Genomic DNA, 24583 nt, shown 5'->3' on the forward strand with positions numbered 1-24583 from the left:
TGGGCGTGTCCGCCGACAGCATCCAGCGCAAGGAATTTCTCAGCCTGCTGTTTCACAACCATCACGGTTGGCTTTCCGCGTGGCTGCGCAAGAAGACCGGATGCCAGCACCGCGCGGCTGATCTGGTGCAGGAGGCGTTCGCCCGCATTTTGCTGCTGCCCGACCCGCGCCAGCTGGCGCAGCCGCGCGCCTTCATGGTCACCACGGCCACGCGCATCCTGATCGACGAACAGCGCCGCCGCGTGCTGGAGCAAAGCTATCTGGAAGCCCTGTACCGCCTGCAGGGCGATGACCCTGCAAGCGCCGACTCCCCTGAACAGATCATGCAGGCCGTGCAGGCGCTGGAGACCATCAGCCGCATGCTCGATGGCCTGGCCGCCAAACCGCGCCGCGCATTTTTACTGAGCCGCCTCGATGGCCTGGGCCACGCGGAAATCGCCACCGAACTGGGGGTCTCTGCCAGCATGGTCAAGCAATACCTGGCCAGCGCGCTCGGTCACTGCTACCGCGTGCTGTATCCGGTAGCCGCATGATGGCCAACAGCGCGTTTGACAGCATACCGCCGGAACCCGACGACGCGGTCGTGGACCAGGCCATCCTGTGGCTGACGCAACTGAGCTCGGGCTTGGCCAGCGAGGAAGAGCGCCGCGCCTACCGCGACTGGTGCGCGCAGCATCCGCAAAACGCGCTGGCGGCGCACCGGCTGGAAGGCATCTTTTTGCGTTTTGACGGCTTGCCGGCTGAACCGGCACGCGCCGCACTGGAGAGCCAGCGCCGGCCACGGCGCAAGGCGCTCAAGCTGGCCTTGAGCCTGGCCTTGCTGCTGGCCGGTGGCGGTCTGTTATCGCCATGGCCGCAAGCGCGGTACTGGACTGCCGATTACCGCACGGCGGCAGGCGAGCGGCGCGTGGTGGAACTGGCCGACCATAGCACGCTGACCTTGAACAGCGGCAGCGCCGTCAATATCCGCTACGACGGCCATGCGCGCCGCGTCGACTTGCTGGCCGGCGAAGTGCTGGTGCAGGTGGCGCACATCAGCGACGCGGCATCGCGGCCGTTCGCCGTGCATACCGGGGATGGCGAGGCGCGCGCGCTGGGCACGCGCTACCTGGTGCGGCGCGAACCTGGCGCCACCGTGGTGACGGTGCTGGAATCGGCGGTGCGGGCCGGTAGTGCCGACGGCAATGCGTCGCGCACCGTTTTACCAGACCAGCGCGTGCGCATCAGCGCCAACGCCGTCAGTGCGCCGCAAGCGGTCGATGCCGGGCAGGCGGCCAGCTGGGTGCGCGGCCGCCTGGTGGCCGACAACGCCCCGCTGTCCGAAGTACTGGCCGAGCTGGCGCCTTATCGCCGTGGCCTGCTGCGCTATGACGCGGACAACATGGGCACGCTGCGCGTGTCCGGCGTGTTTGCCCTCGACGATGGCGATCGCACCCTGGCCACCTTGCAGGCGCTGCTGCCGATCACGGTCGAGCATTACACGCCGTTTTTGACCGTGGTATCGGTGAAGACTAAAAAATAATTCACATTTTTTGCCGCGCCGCTGTCCTTGCGCCGTTCTGCTACGTCATGGTTACTGTATCCAAGAAAAAATGCGACTGCATCAACCTACAGGAACCGACATGACATCGAAAAATAAATTACCCCCGCTGCGCCTGGCGGCCCGATTGACACTGCTGTGCGCCGCTGTCGCTGCCCCCTTGCTGGTGGCGCCGATAGCCCAGGCCCAGGTGGCTGGCGCCGTTGCAGCGCAGCGCTCGTACAACATTGCTGGCGGCCCTTTGAGTGGGGTGTTGAATAAATTTGCGCAGCAGGCCGACGTGATCGTGGCCTTCGATCCGGCGCTGGTCCAGGGGCAGGTCTCGGCAGGCTTGAATGGCAGCTACGGCTTGCAATCGGGTTTCGAGACGATATTGCAGGGCAGCGGCCTGGCCGCCGCGGCGCAGGGCAATGGCAGTTTCCTGGTGCAGCGCGCAGCCAGCAAGCCGGTGGCGCATGCTGCTACGCCGGTAGCGACCGTGGCCGCTCCCGCGCCTGTGCTCAGCGAAGTGCTGGTAGTGGGCGCGCGCACGCCGACCCAGATCACGGAAATTCCCAGCACGGCCTGGATCATCGGCAGCGACAGCATCGCCGCCCAGGCGCGCGCCGGCGTACCGCTGAAGGAAATGCTGGGCAACCTGATGCCTGGCCTCGATATCGGCCCGCAAGGCCGCACGGCCTTTGGCCAGAACCTGCGCGGCCGCAGCGCACTGGTGATGATCGATGGCGTGTCGCTCAATGGCTCGCGCGCGCTGAGCCGCCAGTTCGATTCGATCGACCCCTTCAATATCGAACGCATCGAAGTGCTATCCGGCGCCAGCGCCCTGTACGGCGGCAACGCCACCGGCGGCGTGATCAATATCGTCACCAAGCGTGCGGTGTCCAGCGCGCTGGCCTTCACCAGCGAAGCGGGCGTGCGCAGCGGCTTGCGCAATGGCGAGGACCTGGACTGGCACGTGGCGCAATCGGTGGCAGGCGGTAATGAACAAGTCTTCGGTCGCCTGGGTTTCGTGTACGGCAAGACGGGCGCCAGCTACGATGGCAATGGCAAGGCCGTGATCCCCGACATCACCCAGACCGATTTGCAATACAACCAGTCGATCGACTTGCTGGGCAACCTCGATATCAAGCTGGCCCCCGGCCAGGAGTTGAAGCTGCTGGCGCAAGTGTACGATTCGGGTTTCCAGCCGGGCAAGGCGCTGTACCTGGGACCGAACCTGGGCGGTGCGATCCAGCTGACGGCGGCGCCCGTCAATCCGGCGCTGCTCGATGTGCGCGACGGTTTTGCATCGAGCGTCAAGCCGCGCACCAAGCGCCACATGCTGTCGGCGGACTACCATGCGGCCAATGTGCCGGGCGGCCAGGACTTTTATCTGCAAGCCTATACGCGCAGTGAAAAGCTGGACTTTTATCCGTTTCCCGGCATCGACAACTTTGCGGTGGGTGGCGTGCCCGGACGTTCGCTGAACTACGCCGCCTCGCGCCAGAACACGGATACCTCGGGCTTGAAGGCCGTCTTCGCCAAGCAGTTTGACAAGGTGAAACTGACGTATGGTCTCGATTACGACCACGAGAAATTCGAGGGCAAGCAGGTCTTGTTCAACACGGCGCAGGCGCTGCAAAGCGGTGGCCTGGTGTTTAATCAGATCGCAGAACTGGGCCGCTATCCAGGCTTCAAGACCGACATCTATGCGCTGTACGGCCAGGCTGACTGGCGCATCAGCGAGGTGTTGTCGCTGTCGGCCGGTCTGCGCCACCAGCGCGCCAATATCGCAGTCGACGACTTCGTGCAGGCGGCCCAGCAGCGCCTGATCGCCGTGGGTATCGGCCGCTCGGCGCAAGCCATCCCCGGTGGCAAGAACCACTACGACGTTACTTTGCTCAACGCTGGCCTGCTGTACAAGCTGTCGCCGCAACAGCAGTTGTGGACCAATTACTCGGAAGGCTTCGAGCTGGCCGACCCGGCCAAATACTACGGCCAGGGCAACTACGCGCTGGTGGGCGGCGCGGCCGGCAGCTGGAATCTGCTCAATTCCATCAACGTCAGCGGCTCGCCGATGAGCGGCATCAAGACGCGCCAGCTGGAAGCGGGCTGGCGCCATCGCGGCGGGCCATTGTCGGCCCAGGTGGCGCTGTTTTATTCGCAGTCGGACAAGGCGATCGAAGTCAACCGCAGCACCTTCGACATCAGCGTGGTGAATCAAAAAGTGCGCAATATCGGCCTGGAAGGGCAGCTCAATTACAGTCTTGACGAGCATTGGGATGCGGGCGCCAACTGGCTGGCCATCATCACGCAGCAGCAAGCCAATGGCGACTGGAACAAGCGCGACGTGACGGTATCGAGTCCATCGAAACTGACCTCGTATGTGGGCTGGAAGCAGTCAGGACTGGCGCTGCGCCTGCAGGGCACGCAGGTATTCGCAGTCGCCGACGCCAGCGGCAAGCGCCTCACCGGTTACGCGCTGTTCGATTTGCTGGGAGCCTACCAGCTGCCGAAAGGGACCTTGAGCTTTGGTCTGCAAAACCTGCTGGACCGCGACTACACCACCACCTGGGGCCAGCGTTCCAAGATCCTGTACGGCAGCCTGATCGCCGCCCAGGCGCTGGACTACAAAGGCCGTGGCCGCAGCATCGGCCTCACATATTCGCTTGATTATTGAAGCGGACTTATTGCGGCTGCCAGCTGGCCTGCCGATGGAAAGTTATAATGCGTGCGCAATCACACCCATCGACTTCCCATAGGCAGGCAGCATGCAAAACCATCCCATCACCACCGATATTTTACGCGGCGCCATCGAGCTGGAGACGACCGAACAGGGCGTGCTGCCGCATCGCCTGCCCGCATGGGCGCGCAAGCAGTGCACTGACCCGCAACTGGCGATGGTGGAAGCCCAGCCAGCCGGCGTGCGCTTCGTCTTCCGCAGCGAAGCGACCGTGATCGAACTCGATGCCGTCTGCACGCGCCGCGTGTATGTGGGCGCGCCGGCGCGTCCGGATGGCCTGTATGACTTGATCGTCGACGGCCAGCTGGTGGCGCAACAGAGCGTCAGCGGCGGCAAGCTGATGACCATCGACATGGCGGCCGGATCGATGAAGATGGACACGGGCCCGGCCGGCACGGTGCGCTTCGATGGCTTGCCGAATTACGAAAAGCGCATCGAGATCTGGCTGCCCTACAACGAGGCGACGGAAATCCTCGCACTGCGCACCGATGCGCCGATCGAACCGGTCGCGGACGAAGGCCGCAAGGTCTGGCTGCACCACGGCAGCTCGATCAGCCACGGCACGGATGCGGCCAGCCCCAGCACCACCTGGCCAGCGCTTGCGGCCGCGCAAAGCAAGGTAGAGCTGATCAACCTGGGCTTCGGCGGCAGCGCGCTGCTCGATCCATTCGTCGCCCGCGTGATCCGCGATACCAAAGCTGACCTGATCAGCATCAAGCTCGGCATCAACCTGGTGAACCTGGACCTGATGCGCTTGCGCGCCTTCGTCCCGGCCGTGCATGGCTTCATCGACACCATCCGCGAAGGCCATCCGAGCACGCCGCTGCACATCATCTCGCCTATCCTGTGCCCGATCCACGAAGACACGCCCGGCCCCAGCCTGCCCGACATGGCTGCGCTCAGCAGCGGCAAGCTGAGTTTCTACGCGGCCGGCAACCCGGCCGAACGGGCAGCCGGCAAGCTGACCCTCAACGTGATCCGCACCGAGCTGGAAAAAATCGTCAAGCAACGGGCGGCGGACGATGCGCATCTGTTTTACCTCGATGGCCGTGAATTGTATGGCGAGGCGGATGCGCAAGAATTGCCGCTGCCGGATAATTTGCACCCGGATGCGGCGACGCATCAGCGGATGGGCGCAAGGTATGCGCAGCTGGTGCTGAAGGGGTAAGCGATGGATGTGACCAGCATGGCTGCTCACTGTTGACGCTGATCAAGTGCATGCCTTGTCGGTACGCATTGTTCCCATCCACCTCGACAACGGCGCCCAGGTGGATCAGGGAGATAGTTATTACCGCTTTTCCTTGTTAATCACTTGCAGCAGCTTGAACGCTTCATGCTCGATTGCCGGTTCTGCATCGGCCAGTTCCTTGCTTGCCTTGACATACGCGGGGCGCTTGCGCTCTTTCTTTTCTTCCGGTGCAACTGCCGTCGTCATGCCCGCCATGATGAGCTGCGCGCCGGAGTTGTACTTCTTGTAGATGACCTGCTTGCCGTAAGCGGTGTTATAGAAGCGGGTCATTTCGATGGCGGTGTCTGCGGAAATCGCGCTCGTCAGGGTTGGCGCCAGGCGCTGGTACACCTCTGCCGGCGGGGTTTTGTCGAGCTTGGCGAATACGGCCTGCTTCTGTGCTTCAGTCGGATAGCGGCTGCGGGCGGCCACGCCTTTCAAGGCCTTTTCAATCTGCATCGCGGCCAGCAGATCCTGCACGGCTTGAAGGTGGGTGGGGTTGGATGCGACAACCGGTGCTGCGGGCGCCGTGCTGGCGGCAAAGGCGGGGGCGGTGAAGACCAGCGATAAACCCAGTACGGCGTGGACTGCAAACTTCATAAATTCCCTTCGGATGAGGAGGTAGGCGCCATGGGCGCGGTGCATGAATACGAAATTCCAGGAGGCCAGAGTGCGTGTAGCCGCAAGACGACAGGCTGTTTCCGGACAATGGCGTCATGGGATGCAACTATAGCGCAATTGATAACTAGTGTCAGTTGAAGTTCGACCTGTCTGATATCGGATATGGCACCGCCTCATCACAGTTCGAAGGTGATAATTGGATAGTATTTCCTCAATGAAAATGCCATACTATCCAGCATCATCTTCAGTCGAGCCCGGGTCATTAATGAAGCTGTTCTCCACGGTAAGCCCGATCGTATTTGGCGATAAAGGAGAAGGCTGGCCACGTCAGGCCGTGTTCCGTATCGCATTCGTTGTATTGCTGCATCTGGGGCTGCTGTGGATCGTCGCCCGGCCGTCACAGATACCCGCAGTGCCCGACAACCGGGTGTGGCTGCAATTACTGCAGCCAACACTGCCCGTATTTATTCCCAGGAAGACTGTCGATGAGCCCAAGCTTGATCCGCGCCCGGAGCCCAGGCTTGTTCCCCAGCATACGCCAGCGTCTTCCATCGCCCCCCCTCAGCCAGCCGGCCCGGTTGTAACGCCTGCCGCACAGACGGCACCGGCATCTGTAGCCGATGATCCCGAAGAGCGTGCGCTGCTTGCGCAGCCAGCGGCAGCCAGTACGCCGCCTGCCGACATGCTGCAGCGGGCTTTGAAGGCAGTCGGCGCGATAGACCGTCAGTTGCGTGCCGAACACAAGCAGGAATTTACCGCGCCGCCAGACACCGCCAGTTCGCGCCTGGCCAGAGGATTTGCAGAGGCGCATGCGGCAGTGGGGCCCAAGTGGAACGAGGCCGCGCGCATCGAGTTGTTCAGCGCCCCCAACGACCCCAAGCGCATCTACCGTGTGACAACGGCTATGGGCGAATATTGCGTGTTTTTTGCTGACAAGGCCAGTATTGCCGAGAACGGTTCTGCCAAGGCTGGATGGGCCGGTTTTGGGCAGGCGAGCATGTCGAAGTGTCCGATAAAGTTTTGACGGGCTTACAGCGATGGAGTTTGCTGGCGCCGCCTGAATCCCCCAAATCCCACGGCTGCACCGATCAGCAGCAATGCCACGGCAGTGCGGAGCGCCAGGTGCATGCCATGCATGAAAAGCGCTGTTTCTGTGTGCCTGACAAAAAATCCGAAGATGGCCACGCCGATCACGCCGCCCACCTGGCGCGCCGCGTTCAACAGGCCCGAAGCAATACCGGCCTGCGTATTGGGAACAGCGGCCAGGGTTGCATTGGTGATGGTTGGTATCGTCAGCGCAATGCCGCTGCCAGCCAGCAACATGGGCAAGACCAGCGGCAAGTAGGATTGTGCCGCCAGCGCCGGCAGCATCAACAGATAGCCGATGGCAGACACCAGCAGGCCGGCAACGGCCAGCCGGCGTGTCCCGATCCGGCTCACCAGCCTGCCAGCAATAATGTTCATCACCATCAGGATGGCCATCATCGGCAGAAAAGCCAGGCCGGTTTGCTGCGGTGTCCTGTGCTGCACCGCTTGAAAGAACAGGCTGAAGCTAAATACCATGCCGTAAAACACCAGGTTGACGATCAATCCGATCACGGTTGCGCTGCTGACTGCCGCATCGCGCAATAATGCCAGTGGCAGCATCGGCGAGGGATGGCGTGCCTCCAGCCAGATAAACAGGGCGCCAAGCAGGATCGACAGCAGCAGTGTGCCCAGAATAAGCGGGCTTTGCCAGCCGAGGCTGCTCGCTTGCGTCAAGGCAAATGTGAACGTTGCCAAGGTGACTGCTCCCGTCATTTGACCGGGCAGATCCAGGCTGCGGCCGGCTTGGGTGGGCGATGCCGGCGCATGGCGGTAGGTCATCCACAAGCCGATCAGGCCGACAGGCAGGTTGATCAGGAATATGCTGCGCCAGCCCAGCGTGCTGATCAACAGGCCACCGATGACCGGTCCGGCGGCCAGGGCGATGCCGCCGCCGGCGCCCCACCAGCCTATCGCCCGGCTGCGCTGCCGGTCGTCGTGGAATGCCTGCCGTAATAGCGACAGGGAGTTGGGCACCAGCAGCGCCGCGCCAAGTCCTTGAACCAGGCGCCAGGCAATCAGCGACGGCAGGCCCGATGCGGCGCCGCAGCCGGCCGATGCCAGCGTGAAGATCGCAAAACCGGCCATGAAGACGCGCTTCGCGCCCAGGCGATCGCCCAGCGCACCGGCCATCAACAATAATGCCGCGAAGACCAGCGCATACGCATTGACGACCCATTGCAGGCCGGTCAGATCGGCATGGAAGGCGGTACGCAGGGCTTCCAGCGCAACATTGACGACGCTGACATCGATCAAGACAAGTACGAAGCCGAGGCAGGTGGCGATCTGGACAAAGCGGGAATGATCAGGGGATGGTTTGGACATGTGGCCTCTCTCTATATAACGTAGGCCACAGTGTAAGAATGTTTGATCTGTGCGAATATTCCCTATATTTGCATAGCAAACTGGAGAAAATGCACAGATGTTTGACTGGGAAAACCTCCGCTGCTTTCTCGCCGTTGCACAGGCCGGCAGCCTGTCTGCTGCTGCGCGCGTGCTGAAAGTCGATCACGCTACCGTCAGCCGGCGCCTGGGTGCGCTTGAAACGGAACTCCAGGCGCGCCTGGTCGATCGATTGCCACGTGCGTGTCAACTGACCGCGCTGGGGCAGAGAATCTTCACCATTGCCAGGGAGATGGACACGGCCGCCTTTGCCGTAGAGCGGGTCGCGCGTGCTGAACAGTCGCCGATGGTGGGCAAGGTAACGCTCAGCGTGCCTCCCGTGCTGGCCAACAATTTCTTTGCAAAACAATTGTCCGCATTCCGGCGCCTGTACCCGGACATACAGCTATCGCTCGCCAGCCAGGCGCAAAGCGTATCGCTCGGCCGGCGCGAAGCGGATATCGCCGTGCGCCTGTTTCGGCCCAGCGAACCCGGCAATGTCGTGCGCAAACTGGGCGCCATGCCATTTGCCCTGTATGCCAGCCGGAATTACCTGCATCTGGAGGAGCCAGCCAACTGGGAATTCATCGGTTTCGATGCACAATTCGCCGACATGCCCAACCAGAAATGGCTGCTCGCAGCCATCGGAAAACGCAAGATAGTCTGCGAGGTCAGCGACATCACCACCCAGCATGCCGCCGTTCGCTCAGGAATCGGCGTGGCGAACCTGCCGACGTTTATCGGGGACAGCGACCCGGAGCTGCAACGGTTGCCGTTCGATGGCGAGCCGTTTTTCAGGGAAATCTGGCTGGTGGTGCATGTCGACTTGCGGCATGCACCGTTGCTGAGGGCGGTGATCGAGTTTGTGGTGGAGGTGGTGGCGGAGGAGTTTGGAGGAGTGGCGCGCCTGATGCCCCTATCCGCCTAGGGTTCAGCGACGTGGACGCTGGCCTTGATATGCTTGAGGTGGGCCACGATGGTGAACGTCATCACCACCAGCAGCGACCATGAGCTCCATTTGTTGACATGCACTGCCGACCAGGCGCCAAGCTGGTTCGGATAGCGCCATACGCCGAAGAAGGTGCTGATGTTTTCGGCCAGCCAGATAAAGAATCCCACCAGCACGAAACCGAGCAGCAAAGGCATGCTGCGGTCGCGGTCGAGCGGGCGGAACACCACGGTAGTGCGCGCATACAAGCCCAGCGCGCAGGCCGCCAGATACCAGCGATAGTCGCCGATGTAGTGATGGGTAAAAAAGTTGGCGTAGATCAGCACGGCGATCAGCACGCCCATCCAGTATGGCGGATGGTGACGAATCCGCATATCGAGCAGGCGCCAGGTCTGGATGATATAGCTGCCCACGGCCGCATACATAAAGCCTGAAAACAGGGGCACGCCGAACACCTTGCTGTAGGCAAAATCGGGATAGCTCCACGACTGTATCGTCCCCGACACCTTGAACACCTCCAGCGCAAAACCGACCGCATGAAACAGGCTGATGGCTTTCAACTCATCCCACGTTTCCAGTCCGCTCCAGACCATCGCCGCCTGGATCGCCAGCGCCACCAGCAACAGCACGTCATAACGCGGCAAGCCAAACAGGCCGGCACGCGGCACCAGGAACACGGCAGCAAAAAACAGCCCCACGAACAGGCAGGCTCGCGCCTCCTTGATGCCGAAATAGAGAAATTCGGCCAGGAAGCGGGGTAAGCCGCGCAGGCGGTTGCGGGGTGTGGTGTTTAAGAGGTGGGTGTCGAGGGCGGTGAGCATGGGGGACTTTAGCGGCTGGGTGCTACTCAATCACAGTTAGCAAATTTTTTTCTTGGTGTCGTAGTCTATGCATTCATTTTCATAGCGTTCGTCGACCTCTTTCAGGAATCTATCACGACCACGATTGAGTTTGGAAACCGTTAACTCTTGTTCTTCCTCAGGTGTGATCGAGCCGATGTCGGCTTTCAGAGTCTGATGGTCGGCGGATATTGTATAGCCAATATCGCAGTATTTATCGTCATCAAGGCGATGCGAACCTATCCAGTAGCAAATGCCGACGCTGGCCGGTTTGCCATCGTATGCGTAAAAAATATCAAAGCCCGCCAGCTTGAATTGCCTGGGGCGCATCTTTTCTGCGTGCTGTAGTACCTGCAGGACGGTTGCGCCGTCATCTGTTTTCTGGTTCTGCACAGCCTTGATGAGGCGTTTTTCCTCGGCCGGTGAAAGTGGCTGGGCTTTGAATTCTGTTGGGGTTTCGATTGTGGCTGGCGCTGGTGCCTGGGCAGGCGTGGGTGCGGGTGCTGCAGGTACTTCGGTAGGAGCTACAGGAGCTGGTTCGGGGTCTTGGGAGCAGGCGGTTAAGGGGGCTAGGATGAGGGCCAGGATAGAGAGGCGCATATTCGGGAGTGTTGTTAATTAATGATCATTATAAGGGCGAAGCTGGGGGACGAGAGAGGTTGAGCTGCACATTGGACAGGAGGGCTTCGCTTGTATGCGCAACAAAGTTTTGTGGCGGCGAGCTGTGATCGCCGAATTCTCGCAAAACCCTCGTGCCCGTACCGGACGGGGATGTGAGTCCCGGATATCGGCGCGTAGGATCAAAAATAAAGGCCCCGTCGCTTGCGGTCTACTTTCCATATATCTGGCCAGTTTGCGTTCTGTACCTCTTTTCGAACGGTCCGTCGCACGCCTGTCAGGCGGTGAAAAAGCATGTCGTATTATTAATCCTTCATCATAGACGGCGGGTACCCGCTGCCAAATAAGGGGAAGTAATGCAGAAACCGATAGGTCTACTATGTGCGGTCGTATTCGCCTTGAGTGCCGCTGTGAATGTCCAGGCCACCACGCTTGACCAGCTCGTTCACGCTTACGCTGACCAGCGCGACTTTAGCGGCGTCGTGCTGGTCGCGCGCGATGGCCAGCCCATCTACCAGGCCGCTTTTGGCATGGCACAGCCGGCTTGGAAGGTAGCGGTCAGCGACGATAGCGTGTTTCGTATCGGCTCACTCAGCAAGCCGCTCACTGCGACGTTGGTCATGCGGCTGGTGGAGATTGGCCGTATCAAGCTCGATGAAACCGTTGGCAGCTACCTCCCGGCTGCGTATGCAGGCACGAACGCGGGGAAAATCACGGTGCGACAACTGCTGGCGCATACGTCCGGCCTGGCTGATGTGCCATCTCGCTACACAGATACATTCTGGAGCCGAGACGCACGCCTTCATTACACACCCAAAGAATTCGCAAGCGCATGGATTCCCGGTGCACTGGCAAGCGAACCCGGGATCTGGCGCTACAACAACAACGGCTATTACTTGCTTGGAATGATAGTTGAAGCGGCCACCGGAAAGAGCTATGCCGAGAATATGAAACAATATATTTTTGCGCCGGCGGGCATGCAAGATAGTGGTCTATTCGATGGCCGCACAATTATCCCGAAACTCGCACAGGGAACCGTCCAGGCCGACGATGGCACGCGCGTATTGCCTTCCTATATAGACCCATCCGTATCTTATTCTGCAGCTGGCCTATATTCGACGGCGCTCGACCTGGTGCGCTTTGACTCGGCGCTGACGGGTGGCCGTCTGCTCAGCCAGACGTCCCAGCGCGAAATGTTTGCCAATAGAGGCAAGGGCTATGGTTACGGCTGGGAGGTCGAGAACTGGGCCGTACGCACAGATACGCCACTTCCCGTTGTGCTGCATACCGGAAGCATTCCTGGCTACCAGAGTATATTTGTGCGCTCCTTATCCGATCATGTGGCTATCGTCGTTCTTGACAATACCTGGCAGGGGGCGACGGTGGTCGCGATGGCAAGAGACATTGCCGACCTTGTGCACGGCAAACCGGTGGCCCTGCCGCGACGCAGCCTGCAGGCTGCCCTCGGTCCGATCTTGTTTCGTGAGGGCTTGGACGCCATGCGTGCCGCCTACCTCCGCTTAGGTGCACGCGAATCCACAATGTACGATGTGAGTGAATCTGCACTCAACGCTTTTGGCTATAGCCTGCTACGCAAGGACCAGTTGCAAGCGGCTATCCAGGTCTTTCGCTGGAATGCAGAAGCCTATCCCCTTAGCCATAACGTCCACGATAGTCTGGCTGAAGCCCTGCTTGTATCGGGAGACCGAGAAGGCGCTCGCGCCGGCTATGCCAAGGTATTGGCCTTGGACCCAGGCAATCGCCACGCGACGGAAGAACTGGAAAAGCTCCGGCACACAAATCCCTGAGCAATGTCCGTTTTGGGGCGGAGGCAGACGGCGCCGATTAGCGCCCTGCATCGCCACCAGTAGCTGAAGACCGCGATGTTCAGCGCGGTAATTTATACCGTACCAGCAGCGAAGGTCCTTTGCCGCCGACTGGCGTCAGCAGTATCTCGTCACCCGGCTGCATCTCTTCATACATCACCGTGCAACAGGTGGGCATCGAGTGGCCGCGCGCGGGATAAATGCCGACGTCGGTGTGCAGGGTCGCAGCGCGTACGTCCACGCTGGACTTGCCGGCCTTTGCTTCTTCTTGCAGTAGCTTGCGCAGTGCGGTGACGAAGTCGCTTTTGCTGAGTCTGGCGGGGGTTTGGGGTGCTGGCGGGCGGGTGGTTGCGTTGTTTTTCATGGCAGTTTCTTTTGGTGTGTATATTTCCGGCACTATAGCATTGGGGGGGGGGATGGTGGTTGGCTGGTGGATTTCATCGTTAGACAGGGAGCCGGGGCTAGTTCTGCCATTTTGATACTGACTGGGTATTGGATGGAGTTTTAGGGGTGGCAGCCCGCGCCCTAAAACCTGGTCAGAGGAATCGGAGGGGGTTGCGCTTGCAAGCGCAACCCGGTTTTGCGGCGGCGAGCTGCGCTCGCAGAAGTCCCGCATGTGGCGGGGAAGCATGAGTTGTCGCTTTTGCGAAGCATGAGCTGTCGTTTTTGTGAAATTTAGGCCCGAAAATTCACAAAGCTCAGAAACATGAGTTTGTAGTGTTTTAATGTACCCGGACACTAATTTAGGCGAGAATGCTCGCCATGGAGAGGTGTTTGATGAGCAAGCAAAGACGTACGTTTTCCCCCGAGTTCAAACAGCAGGCGGCATGCCTGGTACTGGATCAAGGATATAGCCATACTGAGGCAAGCCGGTCGGTCGGCATCGGCGAATCAGTGCTGCGCCGCTGGGTGCAGCAGCTGCAGTTGGAGCGGCAAGGCATCACGCCGCAGAGTAAGGCAATGACGCCTGATCAGCAACGAATACAGGAACTCGAAGCACGCATTGAGCGTCTCGAGCGGGAGAAGTCCATTTTAAAAAAGGCTACCGCGCTCTTGATGTCGGAAGGGATAGAACGTACGAGGTAATCGATCAGATTTGCGGTAACGAATCAATCGAGTTGATCTGCGCGGTGTTCGACGTAGCGCGGTCATCCCTGTATGCGCATCGGGAGCGCGCCCGGCACATTCATGTTGAGCGCATGGCATTGCGTAGCCGCGTGCACGAGCTGTTCGTCGAGAGTCGCAGTTCGGCGGGAAGCCGCAGCATCATGGGCATGATGCGCGAGGAAGGCGCGGCAATTGGCCGCTTCAAAGTTAGTCGTTTGATGGAAGAGTTAGGGCTGGTCTGCAAACAACCGGGCAGGCACGCCTACAAGCAGGCCACAGTGGAGCGGATCGACATTCCGAATCACCTCAACCGAGAGTTCACGGTGGAAGCGCCAAATCAGGCCTGGTGCGGCGATATCACATATATTTGGGCGCAGGGGCGATGGTATTACTTGGCCGTGGTGTTGGATCTGTTCGCTCGCCGAGCGGTGGGCTGGGCATTCTCGCTACGACCCGATGCCGACCTTGTTGTGCAAGCGCTGGAAATGGCTTACGAACAGCGAGGTCGACCGCAGGGACTACTGTTTCATTCGGATCAAGGTAGCCAGTACGCCAGTCGAAAATTCCGTCAGCGCTTGTGGCGCTATCGGATACGACAGAGTATGAGCCGCCGGGGAAATTGTTGGGATAACTCCCCAATGGAACGGCTGTTCCGCAGCTTCAAAACTGAATGGCTGCCGTCAACCGGTTACGTGACGGCACAGGAAGCACAACGGGACATCAGTCATTATCTGATGCACCGGTATAACTGGATACGGCCACATCAGTTCAATCACGGATTGGCACCGGCCGTCGCCGAAGAAAAACTTAACGGAGTGTCCGGAATGGGTTGACCACTACACTTTCTTCTGAAAAAGTGGTTGATAAGTAATTTGATGCCCTGTTTGCCGTAAGGTGAAATAGGAAGTGAGCCCACCCCCGTGGACTCTTTTTTTGTATAGATACTGTTTTTATACAAGATAGCTCCAGCGCGTGTTAAGCGTTTAATCGCATAGTTCAACGGCTTCATGGTAACCGTACTTTAAACGCGCCTCAACAGGCCAAGCTCACCTCTCATAAATTTCATCCATCACAAATATCCCCTACACAAAGTCATCGGCATACTGGACTACTTCAGCTAGGAAACATTCTTAAGTAATCTGGCTAGCACGCCTCTCTAAGTCATGCTACATTGTCTTGTCAGATTCCCCAAATTGTACTGCCCAAGCCAATCGTCGATTAAATATAGGGAGTTAACTTGATTAATAGCACAAAAAATAAAAAAGAGCTTCATGCTTGGCTTAAAAAATATTTTAAGAAAATTAACGAAAAATTGGTAGAGCCACCACGCTTATTGGGTGAAACCTCGAAATATAACGCACAACAAGAAGAATTTGAGCAACTAGCCCAGATGTTGATATCACGTATGTTCAAGGCAATGTTGCATCCAAAGGAAATTAAATTCTCGTTGGTGGTTAACGAGATTTCTAATGCCTGGGCGATTTGGCCAGCTGATTTTTATGCGGTGTTGGTGACAACAGCTTTAGCGAAAAACATTCAAGAAACATGCGGTCAAGTAGAAACCCTAATGAGGCAAGGTGAAAGACTGCCAACTGGAGAGCCCAATTTAATGAGAGATTTATGGTCAGGAATGCCATACGAAAATAGAGACTATGAGAGCTTCGGTGGCCTTCTCGCACACATAGCCTATGCCTTTGTTGTACACCATGAACTGGCTCATATTGGACTCGGACATGAAGCAATACTGGGAGGCATTTTATCGTCAAACGCAAACTCAATTATTGAAGAAGAGGTTTTAGCTCTTGATGAATCCCGAATGTGTGCTCCAGCAGCGCAAAATGCAGATGGTTCACCATCGCTTAGCGGTCAAGCATTGGAAGCCGATGCGGACTTAAATGCGCTTGCATATACTATCGAATTTATGCAGCTTCAACAAAGAAAGTTCTTAGAAAAAGAAGTGTGCTTTGACGACAGCCAAGGCATTGTATGGAAGGACATCTTAACAAATAAGAACAAACGATGGTTTGCAATAACCGCTGGTGTTGCGGTCGGTTTGTTTTGTTTAATAAATAACTTCGAGTCAGAAAAAATAGATGCTCTTGACGCTCGTTCTCATCCGCCTATATCTGCCAGAGTAATGGTTATGTTGCATGCGATAAAAATACGCTACCTCAACGAAAACCCTGGCGCGCCTTTTAATTTACCCGATACGCTACTTTTTGTAGTAACACTTTTTGGCAATTTGCATATGGCGAAAACTAGGAAAGCCATTTCTATTGATGAATTAATTGAAAAATTTCTTATAAAGGAAGCGGTCGAAAAATTTGAGGAAATTGGAATGCACTATGAGAAATTATCTACAGAAATGAAATTATTGGATAATAAGCGTCGACATTTAGTCAGATTCGAAGAGTATCTTTGTTGGCAGTGGTATAACGGAAAAGCAGCCGGAATTTAAACCTCAGCATTACGTAACGGGTAGCGCAGTGCATACCCTGTCAAATTTAAGGACATTGAGTGCACCATTTTTAATGGTAGCAATGCAATAATTTATAGGTAATGAAAATATGGAAAAGAAAAAGAAACACCATTTTGTTAGCCAGTTTTATTTGCTCTTATGGGCAAAAACGGAGGAAAAACTTTACACAAATATAGGAAGCGAAATTCACCCAAAAACAACAAAAGAGATTGCGGCGGAAAATTACTTCTATAGAATAAAAAGTTTAAACAAAAATGAATTTGATTTACTTACTCGTGAAAATTCACTTTTACCCAACATCCCCACGCGAAATCTCTTAAAAACCATTATAGATGCAGGTCTATTCTTTAGGTTAGAAGAAGCACTTCCATTAAGCCCCGGTGAAATAATTAATCTGGAGGCAAGACAAGCTAATTTGGTCGAAGAATTCTATTGCGTAGTTGAAGATTGTGTTTCATCTGCGCACAAAAAACTACTAAATGCAGAATATTCAAATATCGATATAGAGGAGTACAACTATATTGTTCGCTTTATGTTTAACCAATTAACAAGAACGCAAAAAGCAAAAAATAATATAAAAAGAGAAATTGCAGAAATTTTAGAAGGAAGAGGTATCGACTTCAACGCTTATCATATCATCTCAAGTTTGATTCTTTCCGAGAGAATGACTTTGGCAGCTATTGAAAAGCTTAGTACTTTGACTATATTGGAAAATGAAACTGATTTAAAGTTCATCACCAATGACTGCCCAGTGTTAAATCTTAAAACGCCACAGGACAAAAATATTCAATTATACTGGCCAATCAGCCCGAACAAAGCGCTTCTTCTTGAAGATTCAATCTTACATCCTCAAGAGCAAAAAAATCTAAAAGAACAGGTCCTAAAGGATAACTTAAAAAGCAATTACTTTATTAAATCAGTGAAAAAAATTAGCCGAAATGAGGTGAGCGATTTTAATAGGAAAATATGGGATAACAAGAATAGAAACGCATTTAGCGTATCAGAGATTGAGTTGTCGCATTATCAGTAAAATGAAAAGCGATTGAATAATTTTATATAAGCAGTCTCAATGCTTTCAAAAAATTCAATCGCTATTTACTTAAATATTTTGCACCCACTCCTGAATTCTGGCAGAAATTTCCTGAGGGATACGTCCAGATATTCGGCCAGCGACACTAAATCGCTTATCGTCTTGAATACTATATTTTTTAAAGAATCTCTCTACCAAGGCTTTTCCATGAATACGACGAGATATAGCAAAAACACGCTGTTCGACGGTACCGTTGGGTAAATCAAATGCCTCAATTTTCTGTTTCCACGACGCGTAGGCGTCGAGTTGTTTTTCATCAAATCCTTTAAAGGGGCCGGTCAATAAAAGCTGCTCGAAGGCGGCCCGGCTATCTACGTGCGAACCAAATCCATCCCCAATCTTGGCCTTGCCTATGGAATGTAACAAAGCATTAGCGGCTGCATGCGCAACAAGAATATCGCAATGAGATAAAATTTCGACCATCACCTCATCAGTGGAGCGTCGCCCATCACCTTTAGTCTTAGCATTAACACGTTCCTGCTCCCAGGCAACCGCGTCAATCAAATAGTTCTCAAGCTCCCATCGCAATGTATAGTAGATATTGGGGTTCTTATTTTGGTTTTCAGACAAAAATAAGGCATCGTCAGGCGTGCATGAGAACTCCAAATCCTCCAGGGAATCTCTATCTACTAAGCCGTACGCCTGAATGCCCGCAGCTCGCTGGTATAGCACATTTCGCTCAACTCCAACACAACCAGAAATAGGGATTGGTCCAGTTTCTGATAGTTTAAAAACCGCTTTATCAGAAATGTTCGCAAACCAATAGTTTTTGTAAACACCGAGGTCGTCTTGACCTTCTACAAAAATTTCAACACGATTGGCGTAGCGACTTCTAATCTGTGACGTCGAAAACCCGCGCCCACGTATACTAGCCATGAGTTCCCTCCTCAAAGCTACGTTTGAGGAAAGCTACCTCTTCTTGAATTTTCTGTGCTCGCTCTTCTTCCTCAGGACTTTCCAAAATAGCAGCAGACTTTCGGAGACCTTTTTCCTCGACCTCTATGGCCAGTGAATCTATTATTTCCATAGCATGGCTAGCGAGATATACACATAAGCCAGCATTTCGATGAATCATTTCCTTTAATCTAATGGAAATCCGCGAACGCCACTGCGTATGCAAATGGGCATCAACTTCATCAATAATCAGTATTGTATTCCGAGTCATATGTGCACCTACCCGAAGGAAAATTTGCATCAACGACTTTTCACCGCTACTCAACTGGTCCAGGCGGTAAGGTTGAGAACCTAATGTACGCACCTTGGCAACCAACTCGTTACGATTAGGAATCCCCAACAATTCTTTATCAGAATCAGCAAACATGAACTCGTTCACGAATTCCAGTGCTGCGTCGTATCTACCATCGTCCAGCCAAAGCATCCAGACGAGCAGATTATCCAACGACTCAGTCCAGCTGCGGCCCTCTTGGCGGAACACATGCAATGGGCGGTAGTTCCAGTCTGTAGGCGGTTCAATTGCTCGGCGCTCTGATGTAGGCAACTTCACAATGTCACGATAGGCCGGGAAATAAATCATCGTAGGCGCAGATAACGGAGAATTGGCAAACGCCTCCACGTTCTCTCCGACACTATCTGCAATCCATGAAACGAATTCCTTGGACCAGTTATCGGCCATACCTGCCCAGCGGAAATCACTACTACCTCGCCTGATGACGCTTACGTTATGCCAGCTCTCGGCTCGCACCTCGAGTAACATATCCTGAGACCAAGGTTTGAACCAGACCTCCGATTCAGCACGGCCCCCAAAAATAGAAAAGACAACGGTGTGTGAAACACCTTCGCTAGCATACGACGCCCGGAAATCAAGCTGAGCGCGGCCCTCTCCTGCATCCAGAGGCTCAAATCCAAACGGATACGCTGGGCGCTCTGGATGGTTACCCAGCACCCCCATAAGCGCGGCCATCGTTTCAAGAATATGGGTTTTACCGCGCCCGTTTCCACTCAAAAATAGAAAGTAGTTGCTGGGCTCACCAGGCTCATCTCTGAAGTCGAAGTATTCAACCCTATCCTGAAAAGGACCAATTCGCTCCAATGTGAGCCCGAGTGGTACAAACTCCGTCAATATAAACGAATTGTCCATTTCTACCTTTTTAAGAGCGCCGACCCGACATGATTGATTTAATATCGGAATTATCCACGAATGCACACTGCACTCGCTTCACTTCCTCACCTACAATTTTCACAAGCGCATCGCCCTGCCCAAGCAAGAGCTCAGCACCAGAATCGTCCAAGATAATTCGTGATTCGGAAGCTTTTTGCACACTCAAAGCTACTCGGCTTGGGACGTTCGTTCTCAACAGCCCACTCAGCGTCACGCTATCAGGCCTTTGTGTCGCCAATACCAGATGTATCCCACTAGCACGCCCTTTTTGAGCCAGCCGAACTAACGGCATTTCCGCCTCGGGGTGTTGCATAATCAAGTCGGCCAATTCCTCCACGAAAACCACATGGTAAGGCGGCGCATCAGTCCTTTGCTTTCTCCATTCCAGGAGGTTTTTGAACCCCAGTTCTGCAAGCTTCGCTTCACGTTCGCCCATCTCGTTCACGATATCTTCAAGATGCTTTTTGGCAACTGTCATATCCGTGATTGGGCTTTCAGGTGTAAGGTGAGCCAATCCCTTGTACACGGCAAACTCGACCTGCTTGGGGTCAATGAGCGACAATTTCAATTTATCCGTTCCGCTCTTCACGAGTAGCGAACAAATAATCGCATGCAGGGTAACGCTTTTACCGCTATTCGTAGTACCTGCCACCAAGAGGTGCGGCGCCTGGCACAAATCAAACTTGACTGCCGTACCCGTGGGGTCAACACCCAGACAAACGCCTAGTTGTGCATCTGACTCATCGGGGACTTCATTGGAAATTTGGCCCCACGTGACTGTATGCCAGGCATCCTTAGGCTTCGGAATGTGTGCGGTAACAGTTCGTGGTGTACCTGGCAAAGAAAACGAAATAGGACCCGTGCCCAGAATAAGCGCCAGATTTTCATTTGCCTTCTGTAGGGCGCGAAGCTGTGTTGCATCAGCCAGAATCAAATCAAAACTCTGTAGGCGCGGGCCGTCGGTTCGCTTAGCAATTTGCGCCGCAATACCCAACTCAGTCAGAGCAGCCATTAGTGGCCCACTCAAGTCCGTCTCGACTGCGTCAGGAACTTGGACACGGCTCAGTAATTCCTGATACAGAAATTCGTAGAAATTATGAGTTTCCCGCCATCCAGTGCGAATTTCCGCGAGCCCCCTCCGAATATGGCGTTGGAGCAAACGACCAAATTCATCGTGTGCTGCATCGAATAAGTCCAAGTCATGATAGACAGATAGAACGGCTCTATACGAATCCTCGTAATTGACCTCAGGTTCTTTCCCAAGCAACTGCTCCCAAGCGTATTCGCCACCCCGTGGGCGATAATCATCGTATTCTTCAGATGGGGGCTCTGAGCGAGCAAACGACAAGGCTAACGCCAACCGTAGGGCCTTCCACTTCGGTTCCCGGTCCTCTGCAAGAAGACCCTTTCTTAAGATTTTTCGGACGAGCAACTCATCTTCTTCACTTATGTAAACCTTGCTCATTGAACGGCTCCCGCAGCTGAGTGCATCGGTACTCCCGAGGTAACGACAGTCGAATCGCCTTTGGGATTGCTCAAGCAGAATTCGCCAGCAATGAAGGGTTTGAGTAAAGTGTACTTTGCAGCATCAAGCTCGGAGTCTGTAGGTAAAACAATCACCTGTTCCGCTGCGGCCGGATAGAACTTAGTAATCAGCAGCTTTTGATGGCCAGCATCGATACGAGCTAAGGGCGTATCGATTACGACAGGACATGGCATCCCCGCGACATCCTTGAGTGCCCAAAGAAACGACTGCGCTGCGAGTTGCTTCATACCAGCAGAAATATTTCCCATACCAACGGTTTTTGCGTCCGCATCCAGGTAGTTAATTTTATAATCTTCGTCAAAGACAATGCTTTGAATTAATGAATTTGAATCCATTAGCACTTTAAAATGCTCATTCATTTTTTGTTGTATTTCAGTTTGGCGAGCTTGCTTAAGCGCACCTCGGTATAATCGAATTCCGTTCAGAGCCTTCTCAGCTATTTCGACGCCAACTTGATTTCGAGTGGCCTCACTAACTTTTCGCTCCTGAACATTTACGTCAGTCTTCAATTTTTCAATTAAACGACCAGCCGGATTGAGACTCTCTTTAAGAGAACCTATTCTTTCGCGAAGCTTTTCAGATTGGCCAGCCAAATCGGCAATTTCTGAACGGCGAGCCAGCTGCCGCTCACGCTCGGTCTCAGGAAGTGAACTTAGGTCATCGAGCTGCGCTGAAAGTGCTAACTCATCCCTAGAAATTTTGATTATGTCTCGGAGCTGTGAAGTGTAAGTTTCACGCACGACCCCATTGGTAGTAAACGGGCGAAGCACGGACTCAATCTTTCGAGCCCTTTCAACACTAACTCTCCAAGCACCCTCATCATTTGACGCGCTAGCCAATTCGATTTCCGACTCAATTAATAGCTCGGCTTTTTGTTTTAAGAATCTAGTCTGCGACTCTGTCAATTGCGGCTTTGGATGTTGCGGCTCGTCGAACAATCGCGATGGCAAGCGAGAAATAATTGCCCGCAGCTCTTCAACTAACTCCGCTTTACCTTGGGAGCTATCTTTTATTTTAGCTATGGTCGCGGCGAGAAGCTTAGGATGACATACTAAGGGGGCAACGCCAGGGAAAGAGTCTATGAATAAAGCAGTTTTACTCTCTAAGTCGCTTTTTTTCTCTGCAATTTGTGACTTAACAATGCTTTCGCTCTGTTCATTCACGGCCGCCCGAGAAGTATTCAGACGCTTTTCAAGTTCCTTTATTCGACGTTTGAGGTCAACATCTTCACGTTCGAAGCTATCAATCTCAAGTTCAACTTGAGAGCGCTTGGACCGCTCCACTTCATATTGCCCACGAAGTTGCTCTAATCGCAACTGCTCTTGACGAGCATTACTGTCCCGGCGAAGTTTTTGAAGAACGCGGCTTAGATAATTATCAGCTGTGTTGATAGAGGTAATATCAAGCAGACGCTCGACTTGTTCCAATACGGCCTCAGAATTACTTTCTGCAATCTTTTGGACCTGCTCGGCATCATATATGAAAAGAGGAACTAACGACCGGGGAAGTCGGCGGTTCAAAAACTCTTGCCGTTGCTCCGCATCATCGAGGACGTCTTCGTCAGTTACAAAACTCGGCTGAATTACCAATGTCTCTACAATCGTGGAAGTTCCTTCCAATGACCAGGACCTGGTTGCGATGACCGTTCCTCTCGCTTCTTCCCAAGTTACAGAGATACTGCATTCCTTTTCTTTGGCTGCGAGAGCCTTTCGATTGAATACACCCTCCCACTCTGCACCACGGCCGAGCATGTATTCTCGCGAAGTATATTGTTTTCCTTTCGAAACGGTTCGCAATTCAGTGTCACCACTGCCGACAAAAAATAATATCAGCGAATTAATGAAACTAGTCTTACCAAATCCATTTCTACCATGAATTAGAATGACATTTCGGCCTTCTTTGTTCAAGCTCGGGAAATTAAAAACGCCTTCGCGATAGGAAAATAAATTCTTTATTGTAATATTTTTAAAAATCATGGGGCGGCTTGCTCCACCTGCTTCGCAGCTAAAATCAATGTTTGTTCGAGGTCGCGTTCTAGGCCTGTTTTGGCACCATACATCTCAAGCGATGACCACTTATTTTTCGTCAGATGTAAAATGGCATGCAATAACTCAGCTGGCACGTCCGCTTCAAGCGCCGCAGTCTCCAAAAAATCAATTGCAGACGCCTTTACCGCTTCCTCCGGATGTTCGAGGTAATCGGCAGTGAGAGTGCGACCAAATTTTTTCGCAATATTTAAGACTTCCGCCTTTGTATAATCAAACTCCACATTCCAAATTCGCTGAATATTAGTGAGGTCCTCAGTAGAAATCAGCTCCCACCCAGCTTGCTTTTCTGTTTCCAAGAGTTCATGCAAAATTTGTTTTCTGGCTTCGCCGGTAAAGGGACCTGTCCCAGGCGTTCCATCCCGTTTGACAGGGCTCCGCATCCCCTCTGCGTCTCTGTATTCAATTAGGTGCGTTCTGAATGTGTTAAGTGGCTTCATCCACTCTTCACCAGTAGCAATAAATCCTTCCATGGATTTATCCTGCTTTACTACAGTGCATGTCCAACAGCCGAAACGACTCCCACCGCAAGAAGGCGTATTCAGGTCGAAGACCACAGGGCATTCCCCACCATTTGCCTGACGATACAATTGAATAATCTTATCGTGGCTGCCTCCCCAAGCGGGGGGATTGGAATATAGATATTCCCACACCTCATCAGTTGACCACGAAACAATAGGTTTGAACACCATCGCGTCAGGTATCTCGTGATGCGGATTCAAATTTCGTTCACTATTCGTGAACGACTGAATTGACTGAGCACGCAAGGAACTTTCATCCATACGTGAGCCCAATAACAAAATCACGCTTCCGCTTTTTGCGACAATCGTATCAATCGCACGTCGTGAAGGTTTAATTTTCATATTGCTCGTGCACCACCGGAACCAGCGGCTAGGAGGCGGGTAACCTTTACCGATTAATTTTGCCCAGAATCCTTCGTCCATATCTGGGAAAACCAGCTGAGTGTGCAAATTCAGGTTGCGTGCGCGTGCTGAAGCCTCAATGCGCTTCATTGCATCCATGACGTACTCGGATACGATAGGTGCTTCTACCTTTGTATCACTCGAAAGCACATAGACTGGCTTTTGTGCAGCAGGCCCAAGCTCGAGCAGCAACTCCATCACAAGTTGGAGAACGAGAGTCGAATCTTTGCCTCCAGAGTAGGCAACGACCCATGGTCGGTTATCGGCTTCATATTGCTCACGAAGCAGTTGTTTGGTTTCGTCGATGTTGTTCATAGTTCTCTCACTTCCAACCTGGCAGATGTTGCCTATAAGCTCGCTTACGTCATCACTCAATGATGACTATCTATTGTACCTTGACAACTGTTTTGCCAATTGCTTTTCATGCAATTACGGCACATCCCGCTGAGGATGGTGCCACTACTG

General features: G+C 54.0%; 20 protein-coding genes. 10 read left to right on the forward strand and 10 right to left on the reverse strand.

What is annotated here, in order from left to right; translation table 11 throughout:
- The first annotated feature begins 5 nt into the window (after positions 1-5).
- The 4 genes from ACL9RI_RS16140 (at position 6) to ACL9RI_RS16155 (ending at position 5430) form a co-directional block, all read left to right on the forward strand.
- Positions 6-533, forward strand: a complete 528-nt coding sequence (locus tag ACL9RI_RS16140; RefSeq protein WP_422727532.1) for a sigma-70 family RNA polymerase sigma factor — start codon at positions 6-8, stop codon at positions 531-533.
- Positions 530-1522, forward strand: coding sequence for a FecR family protein (locus ACL9RI_RS16145; RefSeq protein WP_422727533.1), 993 nt, complete (start codon positions 530-532; stop codon positions 1520-1522). Before ACL9RI_RS16140 ends, ACL9RI_RS16145 begins: the two co-directional genes overlap by 4 nt.
- Before the next feature lie 100 nt (positions 1523-1622).
- Positions 1623-4199, forward strand: coding sequence for a TonB-dependent receptor (locus ACL9RI_RS16150; RefSeq protein WP_422727534.1), 2577 nt, complete (start codon positions 1623-1625; stop codon positions 4197-4199).
- 91 nt (positions 4200-4290) lie between these two features.
- A complete protein-coding gene (locus tag ACL9RI_RS16155) occupies positions 4291-5430 on the forward strand; it encodes an SGNH/GDSL hydrolase family protein (protein WP_422727535.1) in 1140 nt (379 codons plus the stop codon).
- A gap of 120 nt (positions 5431-5550) precedes the next feature.
- On the opposite strand, the gene ACL9RI_RS16160 is transcribed toward ACL9RI_RS16155, so the two are convergent.
- The gene (locus ACL9RI_RS16160; RefSeq protein WP_422727536.1) at positions 5551-6090 is read right to left on the reverse strand and encodes a hypothetical protein; all 540 of its coding nucleotides are present in this window, start codon (positions 6088-6090) and stop codon (positions 5551-5553) included.
- A 286-nt stretch (positions 6091-6376) separates the two neighbouring features.
- Between ACL9RI_RS16160 and ACL9RI_RS16165 the strand changes: the two genes are divergently transcribed.
- Positions 6377-7135 (forward strand): hypothetical protein, encoded by a 759-nt coding sequence (locus ACL9RI_RS16165; protein ID WP_422727537.1) that lies wholly within the window; start codon positions 6377-6379, stop codon positions 7133-7135.
- Between the two features lie 5 nt (positions 7136-7140).
- Here the strand turns inward: ACL9RI_RS16165 and ACL9RI_RS16170 are convergent, their stop codons facing one another.
- Complete coding sequence (locus ACL9RI_RS16170; protein WP_422727538.1) at positions 7141-8520, reverse strand: MFS transporter; 1380 nt, start codon at positions 8518-8520, stop codon at positions 7141-7143.
- Positions 8521-8617: 97 nt separating this feature from the next.
- Between ACL9RI_RS16170 and ACL9RI_RS16175 the strand changes: the two genes are divergently transcribed.
- A complete protein-coding gene (locus tag ACL9RI_RS16175; protein WP_422727539.1) occupies positions 8618-9505 on the forward strand; it encodes a LysR family transcriptional regulator in 888 nt (295 codons plus the stop codon).
- Here ACL9RI_RS16175 and ACL9RI_RS16180 read toward each other — a convergent pair.
- Both ACL9RI_RS16180 and ACL9RI_RS16185 read right to left on the reverse strand, forming a co-directional pair.
- Entirely contained in the window at positions 9502-10347 is an 846-nt protein-coding gene (locus ACL9RI_RS16180; protein WP_422727540.1) for a DUF817 domain-containing protein, read from the reverse strand. The two genes, ACL9RI_RS16175 and ACL9RI_RS16180, sit on opposite strands and share 4 nt — an antisense overlap.
- A gap of 36 nt (positions 10348-10383) precedes the next feature.
- A complete protein-coding gene (locus ACL9RI_RS16185; protein ID WP_422727541.1) occupies positions 10384-10965 on the reverse strand; it encodes a hypothetical protein in 582 nt (193 codons plus the stop codon).
- Positions 10966-11339: 374 nt separating this feature from the next.
- Between ACL9RI_RS16185 and ACL9RI_RS16190 the strand changes: the two genes are divergently transcribed.
- Complete coding sequence (locus ACL9RI_RS16190; RefSeq protein WP_422727542.1) at positions 11340-12791, forward strand: serine hydrolase; 1452 nt, start codon at positions 11340-11342, stop codon at positions 12789-12791.
- A 79-nt stretch (positions 12792-12870) separates the two neighbouring features.
- Here ACL9RI_RS16190 and ACL9RI_RS16195 read toward each other — a convergent pair whose 3' ends face one another.
- Entirely contained in the window at positions 12871-13173 is a 303-nt protein-coding gene (locus ACL9RI_RS16195; protein WP_422727543.1) for an HNH endonuclease, read from the reverse strand.
- A gap of 413 nt (positions 13174-13586) precedes the next feature.
- On the opposite strand from ACL9RI_RS16195, the gene ACL9RI_RS16200 reads away from it, so the two are divergent.
- The 3 genes from ACL9RI_RS16200 to ACL9RI_RS16210 all read left to right on the forward strand — a co-directional run bounded on the left by ACL9RI_RS16200 (position 13587) and on the right by ACL9RI_RS16210 (position 17425).
- A protein-coding gene (locus ACL9RI_RS16200) for an IS3 family transposase (protein ID WP_422727560.1) occupies positions 13587-14749 on the forward strand; the annotation gives its coding sequence in 2 pieces (ribosomal slippage) (positions 13587-13842 and positions 13842-14749; 1164 coding nt in all).
- A 404-nt stretch (positions 14750-15153) separates the two neighbouring features.
- Positions 15154-16374 (forward strand): hypothetical protein, encoded by a 1221-nt coding sequence (locus tag ACL9RI_RS16205; RefSeq protein WP_422727544.1) that lies wholly within the window; start codon positions 15154-15156, stop codon positions 16372-16374.
- Positions 16375-16483: 109 nt separating this feature from the next.
- The gene (locus ACL9RI_RS16210; RefSeq protein WP_422727545.1) at positions 16484-17425 is read left to right on the forward strand and encodes a DUF4238 domain-containing protein; all 942 of its coding nucleotides are present in this window, start codon (positions 16484-16486) and stop codon (positions 17423-17425) included.
- A gap of 69 nt (positions 17426-17494) precedes the next feature.
- On the opposite strand, the gene ACL9RI_RS16215 is transcribed toward ACL9RI_RS16210, so the two are convergent.
- From ACL9RI_RS16215 to dndC, 5 genes are read right to left on the reverse strand one after another with little or no spacing between them, the layout of a single operon-like run.
- The gene (locus ACL9RI_RS16215) at positions 17495-18361 is read right to left on the reverse strand and encodes a hypothetical protein (RefSeq protein WP_422727546.1); all 867 of its coding nucleotides are present in this window, start codon (positions 18359-18361) and stop codon (positions 17495-17497) included.
- Positions 18354-19583 carry an AAA family ATPase gene (locus ACL9RI_RS16220; RefSeq protein WP_422727547.1) on the reverse strand — a complete coding sequence of 410 codons (1230 nt, stop codon included), beginning with the start codon at positions 19581-19583 and terminating at the stop codon, positions 18354-18356. The genes ACL9RI_RS16215 and ACL9RI_RS16220 overlap by 8 nt, the downstream gene beginning before the upstream one ends.
- A 10-nt stretch (positions 19584-19593) precedes the next feature.
- On the reverse strand, positions 19594-21069 hold the full coding sequence (locus tag ACL9RI_RS16225) for an FtsK/SpoIIIE domain-containing protein (protein ID WP_422727548.1): 1476 nt from the start codon (positions 21067-21069) through the stop codon (positions 19594-19596).
- Positions 21066-23126, reverse strand: coding sequence for an AAA family ATPase (locus ACL9RI_RS16230; RefSeq protein ID WP_422727549.1), 2061 nt, complete (start codon positions 23124-23126; stop codon positions 21066-21068). The genes ACL9RI_RS16225 and ACL9RI_RS16230 overlap by 4 nt, the downstream gene beginning before the upstream one ends.
- Positions 23123-24433 (reverse strand): DNA phosphorothioation system sulfurtransferase DndC, encoded by a 1311-nt coding sequence (dndC, locus tag ACL9RI_RS16235; RefSeq protein WP_422727550.1) that lies wholly within the window; start codon positions 24431-24433, stop codon positions 23123-23125. The genes ACL9RI_RS16230 and dndC overlap by 4 nt, the downstream gene beginning before the upstream one ends.
- Positions 24434-24583: the final 150 nt, after the last annotated feature.

This window comes from Janthinobacterium sp. Mn2066, assembly GCF_049319705.1.
Lineage (GTDB): Bacteria > Pseudomonadota > Gammaproteobacteria > Burkholderiales > Burkholderiaceae_D > Janthinobacterium.